Raw genomic sequence first — 15,184 nt, 5'->3', positions numbered from 1 at the left:
CCGAACCCGGAATCTCGATATGTTGTGCAAAGCAGCTCAAGATTCCGGGCCCATGCCGGCCCGCTACGCGGTCCGTCCTGTCCCGGAATGACGAGCCAACTACGCCGCCATTGCGGGCGGGGTGAGCGACTGCCAGTTGTTGGCGAGCTGCAGCTTAGGCTCGGTGAGCGCCTGCAACTGTTCCAGCGTCATGCCCTCGACCATCTCGCGCACGAACAGGCCCTGCTCCGTGACGTCAATGACCGCCAGATTGGTGTAGATGCGCTTGACGCAGCCCGGTGCCGTGAGCGGCAGCCGGCACGTCTTGAGAATGCGCGGCTTACCGGCTTTGTCGGTATGATCCATGATCACGCGGATTTCCTTGGCGCCGACCGCGAGATCCATCGCGCCGCCGACACCGGGCGGGAAGGCCGGGTCTTCCGTAGTCCAGTTGGCGAGATCGCCGGCTTCGGAGACTTCGAAGGCGCCGAGCAGGCTGACATCGAGATGCTTGCCGCGGATCATCAGGAACGCGTCGGCGTGGTGCATGAACACGCCGCCCTTGATCAGAGTCGTGTAGTTCTTGCCGGCATCGATCAGGTTCTCGTCTTCCGTGCCCGGCTCCGGCTTCGGACCGAGACCGAGAATGCCGTTCTCGCTGTGGAAGATCACCTCGCGCCCATCGGGCACATAGCTCGCCGCCCGCGTCGGCATGCCGATGCCGAGATTGACATAGGCGCCTTCCTGCAGGTCCTGCGCGGCGCGCCAGGCCATCTGGTCGCGATTGAGCGGCTTGTATGTTGCGGTCTTATCAGACGACGTCATGCCTTTGCTCCCACTACCACCACACGATCGATGAAAATGCTCGGTGTCACCACCGCTTCCGGATCGAGACTGCCGAGTTCGACCATTTCATTGACCTGCACGACGCTGAGATCGGCAGCCATAGCCATGATCGGATTGAAGTTACGCGCCGACTGGTCATAGACGAGGTTGCCCCAGCGATCCGCCTTCTTGGCGCGCAGCAGTGCAATGTCGCCCTTCAGCGGCTTCTCGAACACATACAGCACACCGTCGATCTCGCGGGTCTCCTTGCCCTCGGCGAGCTTGGTATGCGCCGTCACAGGCGAGAAGAAGCCACCAAGTCCCGCGGCATGCGCATGCATGCGTTCGCTGATGATGCCCTGCGGCACCAGTTCGAGTTCCAGCGTCTTGGCACGATAGGCATTCAGGAAAGCGCTGTAGTCGCCGGAGCGCGGATAGGAACAGATCACCTTGGCGACGCGGCCGGAATTGATCAGCCGGGCCAAACCAGTGTCGCCATTGCCGGCATTGTTGTGGACGATGGTGAGATTGGTCGCACCCTGCTCGTGCAACGCCTCCAGCAGATCATCGGCAATGCCGACAGTACCGAACCCGGCCACCAGGACGACTGCCCCGTCCTTCACCCCAGCCACGGCCTCGGCCGCGCTGGCTACGCGCTTGTCGATCACTCCCGAAAACTCCTCGTCGCGGAATTGTTATTGTCCGCAATCGCTTGCGGCATTTATTGCGCCGCGACTAGAGCATTGCAGCCTGCGGATATGAAGGCACAAATTTGCAGGAGGGATACGCGCGTTGCTTACTTCCCCTCTCCCCTTGCGGGAGAGGGTGCCTGAGCGAAGCGAAGGCGGGAGAGGGGTAACAGCAACGCACAGTGCTCCTGGCACCCTCTCCCGTCTCGACCGCTTGCGCGGCCGATCCACCCTCTCCCGCGGCGCGCGGCTTCGCCGCGCTGGGGGAGAGGGGAAGAACCACCCCACCAAATTCCCAGTTGCAAACTTTCTGGACCGCGCTTCTAATTGGAATAATTAAAAAATACCGGGAGGTCTGCGTGTCCACAGTGAAACTGACGGTCAATGGCAAATCTGTCTCTGCCACGGTCGAAGACAGAACCCTTCTCGTCCACCTGCTCCGCGAAAATCTCAACCTGACCGGGACCCATGTGGGCTGCGATACCAGCCAGTGCGGCGCCTGCATCGTCCATATCGACGGCAAGGCGGTGAAATCCTGCACCACGCTGGTCGGTCAGATCGACGGCGCCAATGTCACCACCATTGAAGGCATTGCCAAGGGCGACCAGCTGCATCCGATGCAGGCGGCGTTCCGCGACAATCACGGCCTGCAATGCGGCTACTGCACGCCGGGCATGATCATGTCGGCGATCGACATCGTGAATCGCCACGCGGGCGATCTCGATGAAGAGACAGTGCGCCACGAGCTCGAAGGCAATATCTGCCGCTGCACCGGCTACCACAACATCGTCAAATCGGTACTCGACGCCGCCGGACGCATGAAGGTTGCGCAAGCGGCTGAATGAGCCGCGGCGCATTGATCTGAGCTGAGCCAACCGCGCCTTTCGATGGAAAGCGCGGACAATCAAAAACTCCGGCAGGGAGACCCATGAGATGGGCGTTGAAGGCATCGGCGCACGCGTTGCGCGCAAGGAAGACAAGCGTTTCATCACCGGCCGCGGCCGCTATGTCGACGACGTCAAGATCGTCGGCCTCACCCACGCGCATTTCATCCGCAGCCCGCATGCCCATGCCAAGGTCAAAGGCATTGACGCCTCCGCCGCCAAGGATATGCCGGGCGTGGTCGATGTGCTGACAGCACAGCAATTGGTGGACGACAAGATCGGCAATCTGATCTGCGGCTGGGCGGTGTCCTCCAAGGACGGCACACCCATGAAGATGGGCGCATGGCCGGCGATGGCGCCGGACACCGTGCGCTTCGTCGGTCAGGCAGTCGCCGTGGTGATCGCCGAGACCAAGAATCAAGCGAAGGATGCGGCCGAGGCCGTGGTCGTGACTTATGAAGAACTCCCTGCCGTCAGCAGCATGACCGCAGCACTCGCCTCGGGTGCACCGCAACTGCATCCGGAAGCGCCGGGCAATGTGGTCTATGACTGGGCGATCGGCGACGAGAAGCTGACCAATGACGCCTTCAGCAAGGCCGCCAATGTCATCTCGCTGGACCTGACCAATAACCGGCTGGTGCCGAACGCGATGGAGCCGCGCGCAGCCGTCGCTGAATATGACGACGCAGAAGAGCACTTCACGCTCCATACGACATCGCAGAATCCGCATGTAGCGCGGCTCGTGCTGTCGGCGTTCTACAATGTCGCGCAGGAACACAAGCTGCGCGTCATCGCCCCCGATGTCGGCGGCGGATTCGGGTCGAAGATCTTCATCTATCCCGAGGAAATGGTCGCACTCTGGGCCTCCAAGAAAGTGCGTCGCCCGGTGAAATGGACCGGTGACCGCACCGAGGCGTTTCTCACCGATGCCCATGGCCGCGATCACATGTCGCATGCCGAGATGGCGTTCGATGCCAACAACAGGATCCTGGGCCTGCGGGTGAAGACCCACGCCAATTTCGGCGCCTATATGTCGCTGTTCTCGTCCTCGGTGCCGACCTATCTCTACGCCACGCTGCTGTCGGGCCAGTACAATATCCCGACCATCTATGCCGAGGTGATGGGCGTCTACACCAACACCACGCCGGTCGATGCCTATCGCGGCGCCGGACGCCCCGAGGCGAGCTATCTGGTCGAGCGCCTGATGGAGACATCGGCGCGGCAGTTGAAGGTCGATCCCGCCGAACTGCGCCGCATCAACTTCGTCACCCAGTTTCCGCATCAGACGCCCGTCATCATGGCCTATGACATCGGCGACTTCGGCGCGTCGCTCGACGCGGCGCTGAAAGCGATCGATTATGCCGGCTTCCCGGCGCGGAAGGCCAAGGCGAAAGCCGCCGGCAAACTGCGCGGCCTTGGTTTCTCCTGCTACATCGAGGCCTGCGGCATCGCGCCGTCCAAGGCTGTCGGCTCGCTCGGCGCCGGCGTCGGCTTGTGGGAATCCGCGGAAGTTCGCGTCAATCCGGTCGGCACCATCGAGGTGCTGACGGGCTCGCACAGCCACGGCCAAGGCCACGAGACGACCTTCGCGCAACTGGTCGCAGACCGGCTCGGCATTTCCGTCGATCAGGTGCAGATCGTGCACGGCGACACCGACAAGGTGCAGTTCGGCATGGGCACCTATGGCTCACGCTCGGCGGCGGTCGGCATGTCCGCGATCTTCAAGGCGATGGAGAAAGTGGAAGCCAAGGCGAAGAAGATCGCCGCGCATCTGCTCGAAGCCTCCGAAGGCGACATCGTCATCGAGAATGGCGAGTTCAAGGTCGCCGGCACCGACAAGGCGATCGCGCTGCCGATGGTGGCACTCGCCGCCTATACCGCACACAACCTGCCTGACGGCATGGAGCCCGGCCTGAAGGAAGGTGCGTTCTACGATCCCACCAACTTCACCTTCCCGGCCGGCGCTTACATCTGCGAAGTCGAGATCGACCCTGGCACCGGCAAGACCGACATCGTCGACTTCGTGGCGGTCGATGACTTCGGCCGGCTGATTAATCCGATGATCGTCGAAGGCCAGGTCCATGGCGGCCTCGCCCAGGGCATCGGCCAGGCGATGCTCGAAAGCGCTATCTATGACGACAACGGCCAGCCGGTGACGGCGTCGTTCATGGATTACGCCATGCCCCGCGCCGACGACGTGCCGTCGTTCCGGGTCTCACACACCACGACGCTGTGCCCGGGCAATCCGCTCGGCGTGAAAGGCTGCGGCGAGGCCGGCGCGATCGGTTCGTCACCCGCCGTCATCAACGCCATTACGGACGCGCTCGGCCACAACAAGATCGAGATGCCGGCGACGCCCGGCCGTGTCTGGGAAGCGCTGCAATTGCAGCAGGCAGCGGAATAAGCGGAGTGTTTTCAAGCGAAGTGGAAGCCGGTTCGCGTCAAGAAAACACGACCAAAAGATAAGGAAGCAATACGATGTACGAGACCACTTATCACCGCCCCGCCAGCATCGACGAAGCAGCGGCCCTGTTCGCCAAGCATCCCGAAGCTAAATATCTCGCCGGTGGCCACACGCTGATCCCCGTGATGAAGCAGCGTCTTGCGGCACCCTCGGATGTCATCGACCTCGCGAAGATCAAGGACTTGATCGGCATCGAGGCAACATCCGACGCGCTGATCATCAAGGCGGCGACGACCTATTACGACATCACGCAGAGCCCCGCGGCCAAGAAGGCAATTCCCGCCATCGTGCATCTGACGTCGGTGCTCGGCGATCCCGCCGTGCGCTATCGCGGCACCATCGGCGGCTCCATTGCCAACAACGACCCCGCCGCAGACTATCCGGCGGCCGTGCTGGCGCTGAATGCCACGATCAAGACCAACAAGCGCGAGATCAAAGGCGACGATTTCTTCCAGGGCCTGTTCTCGACCGCGCTGGAAGAGGACGAGATCATCACATCCGTGTCGTTCCCCATTCCGGCCAAGGCCGGCTACGCCAAGATGCGCCACCCGGCGTCGCGTTTCGCACTCACCGCGGTGTTCGTCGCCCAGACAAAGTCCGGCGAAGTCCGTGTCGCAGCCACCGGCGCATCGCAGAGCGGCGTGATGCGCGTGCCGGCGATCGAAGCGGCACTGAAGGCGAACTGGTCGGCGGGAGCGCTGGATGGCGTGAAGATTTCAGCGGATGGGTTGATGGGTGACATCCACGGCTCGGCGGAATATCGCGCCAATCTCATCAAGGTGATGGCACAGCGCGCGGTGGAAGCGGCGGGGTAAAACTCGAACCTCTCAATTGTCATCCCCGCGAAGGCGGGGATCCATAGCCTCCATCCCGTCGTGGCGGAATGGCGGCAGAGGCCTTTGCAAAACACGAACTCGGTGGTTATGGGTCCCCGCTTTCGCGGGGACGACATCGAGTTTTGGCTTCAGCATTTTTTGTGCAGTGCCGCAGCATGGCCGCATGCAGGATTGCGGCCAAAAGCTTCTTGCCCTTGTCACCGCCAGCATAGACAGTTTCCGGCAAATCGGTCCGTCCCATCGACGGCCAAGATCAAGCATGGGAAACACAAGTGCAGGACACCACCCTCGCGTCGTCGCGATCACAAACCAAGGCCACCGGCCCGCTCAAGGGCACACGCATCGTCGAATTCGCGGGCATCGGCCCCGGTCCGTTCGCCTGCATGCTGCTCGCCGATATGGGTGCGGAAGTGATCACGCTGGTGCGCCCGAAGCAGATGCCGAAAGGCGCTGCATCACGCGGCCGCAAGGTCATCGAGGTCGATCTCAAGGACAAGGCCGCCATCGCACAGGTGCTGTCGCTGCTGGATAGCGCCGATGCGCTGGTGGAAGGCTATCGCCCCGGCGTGATGGAACGCCTCGGCCTCGGGCCGGATGTCGTCCTCGGCCGCAACAAGAGACTGGTCTATGGCCGCATGACCGGTTGGGGCCAGCATGGCCCGCTGGCGCAGGCCGCCGGCCATGACATCAATTACATCTCCATCACCGGGGCCCTCGCCGCGATCGGCGGCGCCGACAAGCCCGTGCCACCATTGAATCTGGTCGGCGATTTCGGCGGCGGCTCGATGTATCTCGTGATGGGCATGCTCGCGGCCATGCTGGAAGCCAGCCGCTCCGGCCAGGGGCAGGTGGTGGACGCGGCCATGTGCGACGGCGCAGCATCCTTGATCACCATGTTCTTCGACATGACGGCTGCCGGCCGCTGGAAGGAAAGTCGCGAGAGCAACATGCTCGATGGCGGCGCGCATTTCTACGGCGTCTATGAATGCAGCTGCGGCAACTTCATCTCGATCGGCTCCATCGAGCCGCAATTCTATGCCGAGCTGCGCGAACTCGCCGGGCTTTCGGAGGCCTGCTACGACAATCACATGGACTCGAAGAATTGGGCCGCGGTGAAGGACAAGCTCACCGCGGTGTTCAAGACCAAGAGCCGCGACGAGTGGTCAAAGATCATGGAAGGCACCGATGTGTGCTTCGCACCGGTGCTGACCATGTCGGAAGCCACCAAGCATCCGCATATGGTGGCACGCGAAGTGTTCATCCAGCACGAGGGCGCGACACAGCCGGCACCCGCACCGCGGTTCTCGCGCACGCCATCGGCGGCACGGCCGGCCGTGAAGGTGGAGCTGGGTGATGCGGTGAAGGAGTGGGGATCGCTGTAGTTCCCTCCCCCTTGCGGGGGAGGGTTAGGGAGGGGGGCGCCACAGGCGCGGGCCAGAGTGTGGCGTCCCCCCACCCGACAGACCTTCGGCCGGCCACCCTCCCCACTGCGCAGCTGCGCTGCTTGGGGGAGGGAGAAGACTACGCCGCGGTCTTGTCCGCCACGTGCAGCACGCCGCGCCTGATCTGATCTTCTTCGATCGACTCGAACAGCGCCTTGAAATTGCCCTCGCCGAATCCGTCATCACCCTTGCGCTGGATGAATTCGAAGAAAATGGGTCCGATCGCATTGGCCGAGAAGATCTGCAGCAGCACCTTGGTCTCGCCGCCTGCGACCACGCCTTCACCGTCGATCAGGATGCCGTTCTTCTGCAGGCGCGGCACGTCCTCGCCATGCTTCGGCAGCCGCGCATCGATCTTCTCGAAATAGGTCTGTGGCGGCGGCGGCATGAAGGGCAGGCCATCGGCGCGCAGCTTCTCGATGGTCGTGTAGATATCGGTCACGCCGCAGGCGATGTGCTGGATGCCCTCACCGTGATACGTATTGAGATATTCCTCGATCTGGCCGGCATCGCCGGCATCCTCGTTGATCGGAATCCGGATCTTGCCGTCCGGACTGGTCAGCGCGCGCGAGAACAGGCCCGAGGCGCGTCCCTCGATGTCGAAGAAGCGGATCTGGCGAAAATTGAACAGCTTCTCGTAGAAGCCGGTCCAGACATCCATGCGGCCGCGATGGACGTTGTGGGTGAGGTGATCGAGATAGAACAGGCCGGCGCCTTCGGGGCGCGGGTTCTTGGCGCCGAGCCATGTGAATTCATGGTCATAGGCCGAACCCTTCGCGCCATAGCGATCGACGAAGTACAATAGGCTGCCGCCGATGCCCTTGATGGCCGGCACGTCGAGCGTCTTCTCCGCCGACGACGCATCCGCCGGCTCGGCACCGAGCAAGATCGCGCGGTCATAGGCCGCCTGCGCATCGACGACTCGGAACGCCATCGACGGCGCGCACGGGCCGTGCGCGGTGACGAAATTGAAGCCGTGAGTTCCGGGCTCTTCGTTGACGAGATAGTTGATGTCCCCCTGACGATAGACCGTGATCTTCCTGGTCTTGTGCTTCGCGACGGGCACGTAGCCCATCAGCCTGAACAGCGCGTGGAGTTCTTCGGGCCTCGGATGCGCGTATTCGACGAATTCAAAGCCGTCGGTGCCCATCGGATTATGTGCCGAGATAGTGGCGGCCGGCGCGTCGTGCGGAAACGGACCCATGTTGATCTCCCGAAGCTGATTTGCATTATCGCTTGCCTGGAGTGTCGGTCGTTTGCGACGCAAGGTGCATGCAAATTCGGATGGAATATGCGATATTCATGCATGGTTCGCGCATGAAAGAGGCTTTTGACGCATGATTCCGGTAGACGCCTTCGATCTCAAGATGCTGGCTGCCTTGCAGGATGACGGCCGGCTGACCAACCAGCAGCTCGCCGATGCCGTCGGCCTGTCCGCCTCGCAATGCTCGCGGCGCCGGATGCGGCTCGAAGAGGAGAAGGTGATCTCCGGCTATCACGCCGACCTATCGTCGGACGCGCTCGGCTTCAACGTGATCGCCTTCATCCAGGTGCAACTGGCCACCCACTCGCCGGACAATGCCAAGAAGTTCCGCACGCTGGTGCAGCGGGTCGACGAGGTGCAGGAAGCTTACTCGTTGACCGGCGACGCCGACTATGTCCTCAAGGCCGTGCTGCGCGATCTCAAGGGACTGTCCGACCTCGTCAACAATGTGCTGATGCCGCATCAGAGCGTGGCGCATGTGCGCTCGTCGATCGTGCTCGACCGGTTGAAGGAAACATCGAAACTGCCGCTGAAATCGGCCCTCGCCTGAGCGCAAAGGGTATCGCCTGGGCGCGACGGCTCAACATCCCGCGCACGGACGCAGCGTCGTAGCACCCGCCTTCCAGCGTCAGGCCGCCTGACAGTTCACGAACCATCGCGGTTCTGCCAAGATCGGCGCAACGAACCGATTGGGAGAGAACGATGGCACTGGCGCTGCGGCCGAACTGCGAATATTGCGACAAGGACCTGCCGCCCGCAGCGCCCGATGCGCGCATCTGTACCTTTGAATGCACATTCTGTGCGGATTGCGTGGACACCAAGCTCTTCAATGTTTGCCCGAATTGCGGTGGAGGTTTCGCGCCGCGCCCGATCCGGCCGGCCACCGAATGGCGGCCTGGCCTGTCGGTCGCCAAGCGGCCACCGTCTGACAAGCGCGTGCATCTGTCCTACAGCCTTGAAGACATCACCGCGCATTCGGCCCGCATCAAGGACATTCCGCCTGGAGATCGTTGATCCCTTGGGGTCGCTGACCTCGCGCACCTAGCGCTTATTCGGATCGAAGCGCTTCTCCAGACCCTTCCAGCAATCGGCGTAGTCGCTCTGCAGCGTCGCCGTCGTGGCTGCGTGTTCCGTAACGCGCTGCGGGTAGCGGGTCTCGAACATGAAGGCCATGGTGCCGGTGAGCTTCACGGGCTTCAACTCGCCATTGCTGGCGTGATCGAAAGCCTCGCGGTCTGGCCCATGCGGCAGCATCATGTTGTGCAGGCTGATTCCGCCCGGTGTGAAGCCCTGCGGCTTGGCATCATAGACGCCGTAGATAAGCCCCATGAATTCCGACATGATGTTCATGTGATACCACGGTGGCCGGAACGTGTTTTCCGCCACCGCCCAGCGCTCCGGAAAGATCACGAAATCGATATTCGCGGTGCCGGCGGTTTCCGAGGGCGAGGTCAGCACTGTGAAGATCGACGGATCCGGATGATCGAAGCCGATGGCGCCGACCGGCGAGAAAGTGCGCAGATCGTATTTATACGGCGCATAGTTGCCGTGCCACGCGACCACATCGATCGGCGAATGCGGCAGCACCGTCTTGAACAGCGTGCCGCCCCATTTCACATAGAGCTCGGTCGGCGTGTCCTTGTCCTCATAGGCGGCCACCGGCGTGAGGAAGTCGCGCGCATTGGCGAGACAATTGGCGCCGATCGGTCCGCGCTCGGGCAGCGTGAAGGCGCCGCCATAATTCTCGCAGAGATAGCCGCGCGCAGCACCACCCATGAGTTCGACGCGAAACTTGACGCCGCGTGGGATCACCACAATCTCGCCGGGCTCGGCGTCGATGCGGCCGAATTCGGTGACGAACAACAGCTTGCCCTGCTGCAGCACGAACATCATCTCGCCGTCGGCATTGTAGAAATGCTGATCGACCATGGATTTAGTGATCAGATAGACATGCGCTGCCATGCCGGCCTGGGTGCCGGCGTCGCCTGCTGTTGTCATGGTCTGCACGCCCTGCAGGAAGGTCATGTCCTCCTTCGGGATCGGCGCAGGATCCCAGCGCAATTGCGCGATCGGCAGATCGTTCTCGTGGCACGGCGCGGTGCGCCACAACTTGCTATCTGTCTTCTCGAAGCGGCCCGAATGTTTCACCGACGGGCGGATGCGATACAGCCAGGACCGTTCATTGGTGCCGCGGGGCGCGGTGAAGGGCGAACCGGAGAGCTGTTCGGCATAGAGCCCATAGGCCGCACGCTGCGGCGAGTTGCGGCCGATGGGCAATGCGCCGGGCAGCGCCTCCGTTTCGAAGCTGTTGCCAAAGCCGGACATATAGCCCGGCGTGACGTTGACGGTGTTGCGGCTGATCAGATCGGGATTGGTGGTGATGTTCATCTCATCCTCCTTTTCCTACCGTCATTGCGAGGAGCGCTTGCGACGAAGCAATCCAGTCTTCCTTTGTGACCTTCTGGATTGCTTCGCTTCGCTCGCAATGACGAATCTACTACGTTACCCTTGGAGCGCGGCCCACATTTCGCGGTCGCGCTTGTCGGTCCAGATCACGGGGTCATCGATCCCCGACGCTTCATCGAAGGCGCGGGATACATTGAACGGCAGGCAGTGCTCGTAGATCGCAAAGCTCGAGAACTTCTTGTCCATGACCTCGCGGGTCGACGCCATGGTCTCCTTCAGGCTGCGTCCCTTGGCGACTGACAGCTCCGCCGCGCCGTAGAGCGACATTACGAAATCACGCGTCATCGCGATCGCCTCGCGGGTCGTTTCCAGCCCCTTCAATGCATCGCCGCGGCCCGGCGCAATCGCTTTCGGGTTGAACGCACGAATCTCGTTCAGCGTCGACGGCCATTCGCGCAGCAGCGCATCGCCGCAATAGCAGGCCGAATGATATTCGATCAAATCGCCTGAGAACATCACCTCGGCATCGGGCACCCAGGCAACGATATCGCCCGACGTATGACCGGCGCCGAGCTGCATCAGCCGCACCTCGCGCTTGCCGAGGAAGATCGACATCTCGCCCTCGAAAGTGAGTGTCGGCCAGGTCAGGCCGGGAATGCTCTCGGCATCCTGGAACAGGCGCGGAAAACGACCGAATTCTGAATCCCAGTCCTGCTGGCCGCGCTCTTCCACCAGCCGATAGGTCTCTTGGGACGCGACGACACCCTGCGCCTTGTAGGCGGACGCCCCGAGTACGCGCACCGCGTGATAATGCGACAGCACGACATATTTGATCGGCTTGTCGGTGACCGTCCGCACGCGCTCGATGACCTTGTTGGCCATCGCCGGCGTCGCCTGCGCGTCGAACACGATGCAACCGTCATCGCCGACAATGACAGCCGAGTTCGGATCGCCCTCGGCCGTAAAGGCATAGAGATCGGTACCGATCTCCGAGAAGGTGACCTTCTTCTCGGTCATGTCGGTCGTGGATGCGAAACCTTTGGTCATCAAATTCTTCCTTTGATTCTTGTCATTCAGTTCGTGTGGCGACAGGCAGCCGCCGCTTCGCCAGCGCTATCGCGTCACCGAGCACAGCGGCATCGCCGATATGATTGGCGAGGATCAGCACGAGTGCCGTATCGAGCGCCGCGCTTTGATCGTCGGTCAATCCGCGATGCGCCTCGACGATCGCACGATAGGCGTCGTCGGGACTGGCGAAGTTGGACGTCGTGGATAGTGCCGTCATGACGGCCTCCCGCAGGCACGCGCGACCGCGGCCTTGATCGCCTGCGGCGTTGGATGCCGGAAACGCGCCGCGACATAACCATCGGGCCGCAGCAGATAGGCGGCACCCGGATCGGCGCCGTAGCGTGCCTTGAACAGTCCGGTCTCGTCGCGCAGCGCCGCATCGTCACCGACGACCAGACGGGCCACGCCCTCGGGCAGTTCGATCGCCTGACCATCCGAGTGCAATACGGTGAAACCGCGACCCGCCCCCGCGAAACATTCCGAGAGAAATACATGTGCGCCGTCGTCAGTCGCGAGCGGCGCGTCCGGCATATGCGCGCCCGGCTGAGGACCGACAGACCAGTCGTCGCTGTCGGCCGTCGAGAGCGGCGTCTGATAGACCGACGGCACGGACAGTCGCCCGCCATTGATCATCCGCTTGGCGAAATCGGCTTCCCTGGCGAGCGACAGTATTGCCTGCCGCATGCGCTGCTCCTGCTTCGAATGCGGCGCGATGAAATCCGTCGCATGGGTCGAGGCGCGGATGTTCTCGTCAGCGGCCGGACCACGCTCGGCGTCATAACTCACCAGCAGCGATGCCGGCGCGTCGCCCGCCAGCACCATCGCCAGCTTCCATGCGATGTTCTCGGCGTCTTCGAGGCCGGAATTGGCGCCTCTTGCACCGAACGGCGACACTTGATGCGCGGCGTCGCCGGCGAAGATCACGCGCTCATGCAGGAAGCGCTGCATGCGGCGGCACTGGAATTTGTAGACCGAGATCCACTCGAAATCGAAATCATCGTGGCCGAGCATGCGTGCGATGCGCGGACGCACCTTCTCCGGCTGCCGCTCCGCGACAGGGTCGGCATCGGGACCGAGCTGCAGATCGATACGCCAGACATCGTCGGGCTGACGATGCAGCAGTGCGGACTGGCCGGAATGGAACGGCGGATCGAACCAGAACCAGCGCTCGGTCGGGAATTCCGCGGTCATCTTGACGTCGGCGATCAGGAACTGATCCTCGAACACCTCGCCGGAAAAGTCCGCACCGACCATGCCTCGCAGCCCGGAGCGGGCCCCATCGCAGGCAACGACATAGTCGGCGCGCAGCGTGTAAGGCCCATCGGGCGTCTCGATGGTGAGTTCGGCGTGATCGTTGTGCTGCGCCAGCGCGATGACCCTGTTGCGCCAGCGCAGATCGATCTCCGGCAATTGATGCACGCGATCGACCAGAAGGGACTCGGCGTAATATTGCTGCAGGTTGATGAAGGCCGGCATCTTGTGGCCGGTCTCGGGCAGCAGATCGAACTGGTAGAGCATGTCCGGTCCGAGAAAGATCTTGCCGACCTTCCACACCACGCCCTTGTCGATCATGCGATGGGCGACACCGAGACGGTCCCAATATTCGAGCGAGCGTTTGGAGAAACAGATGGCGCGCGAGCCGTCGCCGATGCGATCGGCGTCGTCGAGCAGCACGACGCGCTGGCCGCGCTGCGCCAGATCGATGGCCAGCGACAGGCCCACCGGCCCGGCGCCGACGATCACAACGGGATGACGCGCTGCATCAACGGCAGGGCGTGCCTGATCGGCATGGCGGCGATAGGCAAACTGGCGGACATGCTGCGCCATGGCTCAGACCCCGCCCTGCAACCGGATGTATTTTCGGATCAACGCTGGTCTGGCCAACGGACCGCACTCCCTCTAAGATAGTCTCATTTGCAACCATCTAAACGCCGGACCCGTGGCGGCGTCAACAGCAGAATTGGTGGCCCCGTGGCAAAATTCGACCTGTTTCAGTTCGTTCCGTTCCGGCTCAACCGGCTGGCCGCGGAGGTCAGCGCCGCGCTCTCGGACGAATATCAGGTGCGCTACGGGCTCGACATTCCGGAATGGCGCGTCATCGCCACGCTGGGCTTTCGCGACGACGCCTGCAGCGCGCAGTTCATTTCGCAATGCACGCGCACCCACAAATCCACCATCAGCCGGGCGGTGACGGCCCTGCTGGACCGCGAACTCATCGAACGGGTCGAAAACGAAGACGACCGCCGCGCCTTCGAACTGCGTCTCTCCACGAAAGGCACAGCGCTTTATGAAGAACTGATCCCGCGCCTGCTAAGCAAAGAGCGCGACATCCTGTCATGCCTGACGGCGCAGGAGCGCAAGGACTTCGCCGCCGCACTCGGCAAGATCGAGCGTAGCCTCGACCTCGTGCAGACGCGGCATGGGCAAAAGGCCGGCGCCTATTGAGCGATTAGTCTTTCACAAAGGAGCGCGACGGCATCTCGTGCAGCGCATAGGCATCGGCCTTGCTGCCCTCGACGCGCGGATAAAGTTCGCGCACCAGCGGATCATGGCCGGGAATGATGCGATCGGGATGGCCGGCAAGGCGCTCGCAGGTGGTCCAGCCGTCGCACATGTCGCCGATATTGTAGACAATCGGAAACGGGCTGCGGCGCTGCATGTTGCCGTAATAATGCGAGGCATCCGAGGCGAGCACCACCGGGCCGCGCGCGGTTTGCACGCGTACGATCTGCAGACCGTCGGAATGGCCACCAACGCGGTGCAGCGTGACGCCCGGCGCAACCTCGCCATCGCCATTGTGGAACGTGACGCGCTCATTGAACACGTGTCGCACCATCAGCGTGACGTCCTCCGCCGAGAACGGATGCCGCAGCAACCCGTTGCACATGCAGCGGCCCGTCGCGTAGCTCATCTCGCGGTCCTGCAGATGGAACCTGGCATTGGGGAGACGATCGAGATTGCCGGCATGGTCGTAATGCAGATGCGTGACGATGACGTCGCGGATGTCCGCCGCGCGAGCGCCGAAATCGGCCAGCGCGTCGATGGGATTGATCGTGAGCTTGCGGCTGCGCTCCTTCGAGGCGGCTTCGTTGAAGCCGGTATCGACAAGAATGTCGCGGCCACCGCCGCGGATCAGCCAGACGAAATAATCGAGATCGGCCGCTGCGGTCTCATGGGGATCGGGTGCGAGATAATTCATTTGCGGCGTCCGCGGCGTCATCGTGGCATAGCGGATCGCATAGATTTCGTAAGTCACGCTCATTCGTCCCGTCCCATTCCCGATCGTTGTTATGCGCAACAAGCCATTGCTGCCGGGAAAGGTCAAAC

General features: G+C 62.4%; 15 protein-coding genes. 7 read left to right on the top strand and 8 right to left on the bottom strand.

The features are described 5' to 3' along the window. Positions 1-99 precede the first annotated feature (99 nt). Both AB8A50_RS23180 and AB8A50_RS23175 read right to left on the bottom strand, forming a co-directional pair. A complete protein-coding gene (locus tag AB8A50_RS23180; RefSeq protein ID WP_439079024.1) occupies positions 100-804 on the bottom strand; it encodes a 3-oxoacid CoA-transferase subunit B in 705 nt (234 codons plus the stop codon). Further along, a complete protein-coding gene (locus AB8A50_RS23175; RefSeq protein ID WP_093758046.1) occupies positions 801-1,472 on the bottom strand; it encodes a 3-oxoacid CoA-transferase subunit A in 672 nt (223 codons plus the stop codon). The genes AB8A50_RS23180 and AB8A50_RS23175 overlap by 4 nt, the downstream gene beginning before the upstream one ends. A 380-nt stretch (positions 1,473-1,852) precedes the next feature. Here AB8A50_RS23175 and AB8A50_RS23170 point away from each other — a divergent pair, with 380 nt between their 5' ends. From AB8A50_RS23170 to AB8A50_RS23155, 4 genes are all read left to right on the top strand, one after another. Beyond that, positions 1,853-2,338, top strand: a complete 486-nt coding sequence (locus tag AB8A50_RS23170) for a (2Fe-2S)-binding protein (RefSeq protein WP_068737631.1) — start codon at positions 1,853-1,855, stop codon at positions 2,336-2,338. Between the two features lie 88 nt (positions 2,339-2,426). Beyond that, positions 2,427-4,781, top strand: coding sequence for a xanthine dehydrogenase family protein molybdopterin-binding subunit (locus AB8A50_RS23165; RefSeq protein ID WP_439079023.1), 2,355 nt, complete (start codon positions 2,427-2,429; stop codon positions 4,779-4,781). Positions 4,782-4,855: 74 nt separating this feature from the next. Further along, on the top strand, positions 4,856-5,656 hold the full coding sequence (locus AB8A50_RS23160; RefSeq protein WP_439065627.1) for an FAD binding domain-containing protein: 801 nt from the start codon (positions 4,856-4,858) through the stop codon (positions 5,654-5,656). Between the two features lie 293 nt (positions 5,657-5,949). Then, the gene (locus AB8A50_RS23155) at positions 5,950-7,059 is read left to right on the top strand and encodes a CaiB/BaiF CoA transferase family protein (RefSeq protein ID WP_439079022.1); all 1,110 of its coding nucleotides are present in this window, start codon (positions 5,950-5,952) and stop codon (positions 7,057-7,059) included. 139 nt (positions 7,060-7,198) lie between these two features. Here AB8A50_RS23155 and hppD read toward each other — a convergent pair whose 3' ends face one another. Continuing rightward, entirely contained in the window at positions 7,199-8,323 is a 1,125-nt protein-coding gene (hppD, locus tag AB8A50_RS23150; protein WP_439079021.1) for a 4-hydroxyphenylpyruvate dioxygenase, read from the bottom strand. A 133-nt stretch (positions 8,324-8,456) separates the two neighbouring features. Between hppD and AB8A50_RS23145 the strand changes: the two genes are divergently transcribed. Then, positions 8,457-8,933, top strand: coding sequence for an Lrp/AsnC family transcriptional regulator (locus tag AB8A50_RS23145; RefSeq protein WP_089266744.1), 477 nt, complete (start codon positions 8,457-8,459; stop codon positions 8,931-8,933). A gap of 152 nt (positions 8,934-9,085) precedes the next feature. Continuing rightward, positions 9,086-9,397, top strand: coding sequence for a DUF1272 domain-containing protein (locus tag AB8A50_RS23140; RefSeq protein ID WP_439079020.1), 312 nt, complete (start codon positions 9,086-9,088; stop codon positions 9,395-9,397). A 27-nt stretch (positions 9,398-9,424) separates the two neighbouring features. Here AB8A50_RS23140 and hmgA read toward each other — a convergent pair whose 3' ends face one another. From hmgA to AB8A50_RS23120, 4 genes are all read right to left on the bottom strand, one after another. Next, positions 9,425-10,771 (bottom strand): homogentisate 1,2-dioxygenase, encoded by a 1,347-nt coding sequence (hmgA, locus tag AB8A50_RS23135; protein WP_439079019.1) that lies wholly within the window; start codon positions 10,769-10,771, stop codon positions 9,425-9,427. 114 nt (positions 10,772-10,885) lie between these two features. Further along, positions 10,886-11,836, bottom strand: coding sequence for an MBL fold metallo-hydrolase (locus tag AB8A50_RS23130; protein WP_184512912.1), 951 nt, complete (start codon positions 11,834-11,836; stop codon positions 10,886-10,888). Positions 11,837-11,858: 22 nt separating this feature from the next. Then, positions 11,859-12,074, bottom strand: a complete 216-nt coding sequence (locus AB8A50_RS23125) for a DUF2783 domain-containing protein (protein WP_309940827.1) — start codon at positions 12,072-12,074, stop codon at positions 11,859-11,861. Next, positions 12,071-13,684, bottom strand: a complete 1,614-nt coding sequence (locus AB8A50_RS23120) for an FAD-dependent oxidoreductase (protein WP_439079018.1) — start codon at positions 13,682-13,684, stop codon at positions 12,071-12,073. The genes AB8A50_RS23125 and AB8A50_RS23120 overlap by 4 nt, the downstream gene beginning before the upstream one ends. A 144-nt stretch (positions 13,685-13,828) precedes the next feature. Here AB8A50_RS23120 and AB8A50_RS23115 point away from each other — a divergent pair, with 144 nt between their 5' ends. Next, positions 13,829-14,302, top strand: a complete 474-nt coding sequence (locus AB8A50_RS23115; RefSeq protein WP_439079017.1) for a MarR family winged helix-turn-helix transcriptional regulator — start codon at positions 13,829-13,831, stop codon at positions 14,300-14,302. A 4-nt stretch (positions 14,303-14,306) separates the two neighbouring features. On the opposite strand, the gene AB8A50_RS23110 is transcribed toward AB8A50_RS23115, so the two are convergent. After that, on the bottom strand, positions 14,307-15,119 hold the full coding sequence (locus tag AB8A50_RS23110) for an N-acyl homoserine lactonase family protein (RefSeq protein ID WP_089266728.1): 813 nt from the start codon (positions 15,117-15,119) through the stop codon (positions 14,307-14,309). Between the last annotated feature and the right edge of the window lie 65 nt (positions 15,120-15,184).

The sequence above is a fragment of the Tardiphaga sp. 841_E9_N1_2 genome, assembly GCF_051811065.1.
In the GTDB taxonomy this organism is placed as follows: domain Bacteria; phylum Pseudomonadota; class Alphaproteobacteria; order Rhizobiales; family Xanthobacteraceae; genus Tardiphaga; species Tardiphaga robiniae.
Note: the sequence above shows the minus strand (reverse complement) of the source record. Positions and strands in the feature narration are given on the sequence as shown.

Excerpts from the sequence above, each read along its gene's own strand:
- hmgA (WP_439079019.1), bottom strand. The coding sequence starts at position 10,771 with ATGAACATCACCACCAATCCCGATCTGATCAGCCGCAACACCGTCAAC.
- AB8A50_RS23165 (WP_439079023.1), top strand. The coding sequence starts at position 2,427 with ATGGGCGTTGAAGGCATCGGCGCACGCGTTGCGCGCAAGGAAGACAAG.
- AB8A50_RS23180 (WP_439079024.1), bottom strand. The coding sequence starts at position 804 with ATGACGTCGTCTGATAAGACCGCAACATACAAGCCGCTCAATCGCGAC.
- AB8A50_RS23140 (WP_439079020.1), top strand. The coding sequence starts at position 9,086 with ATGGCACTGGCGCTGCGGCCGAACTGCGAATATTGCGACAAGGACCTG.
- hppD (WP_439079021.1), bottom strand. The coding sequence starts at position 8,323 with ATGGGTCCGTTTCCGCACGACGCGCCGGCCGCCACTATCTCGGCACAT.
- AB8A50_RS23160 (WP_439065627.1), top strand. The coding sequence starts at position 4,856 with ATGTACGAGACCACTTATCACCGCCCCGCCAGCATCGACGAAGCAGCG.
- AB8A50_RS23125 (WP_309940827.1), bottom strand. The coding sequence starts at position 12,074 with ATGACGGCACTATCCACGACGTCCAACTTCGCCAGTCCCGACGACGCC.
- AB8A50_RS23120 (WP_439079018.1), bottom strand. The coding sequence starts at position 13,684 with ATGGCGCAGCATGTCCGCCAGTTTGCCTATCGCCGCCATGCCGATCAG.
- AB8A50_RS23130 (WP_184512912.1), bottom strand. The coding sequence starts at position 11,836 with ATGACCAAAGGTTTCGCATCCACGACCGACATGACCGAGAAGAAGGTC.
- AB8A50_RS23110 (WP_089266728.1), bottom strand. The coding sequence starts at position 15,119 with ATGAGCGTGACTTACGAAATCTATGCGATCCGCTATGCCACGATGACG.
- AB8A50_RS23145 (WP_089266744.1), top strand. The coding sequence starts at position 8,457 with ATGATTCCGGTAGACGCCTTCGATCTCAAGATGCTGGCTGCCTTGCAG.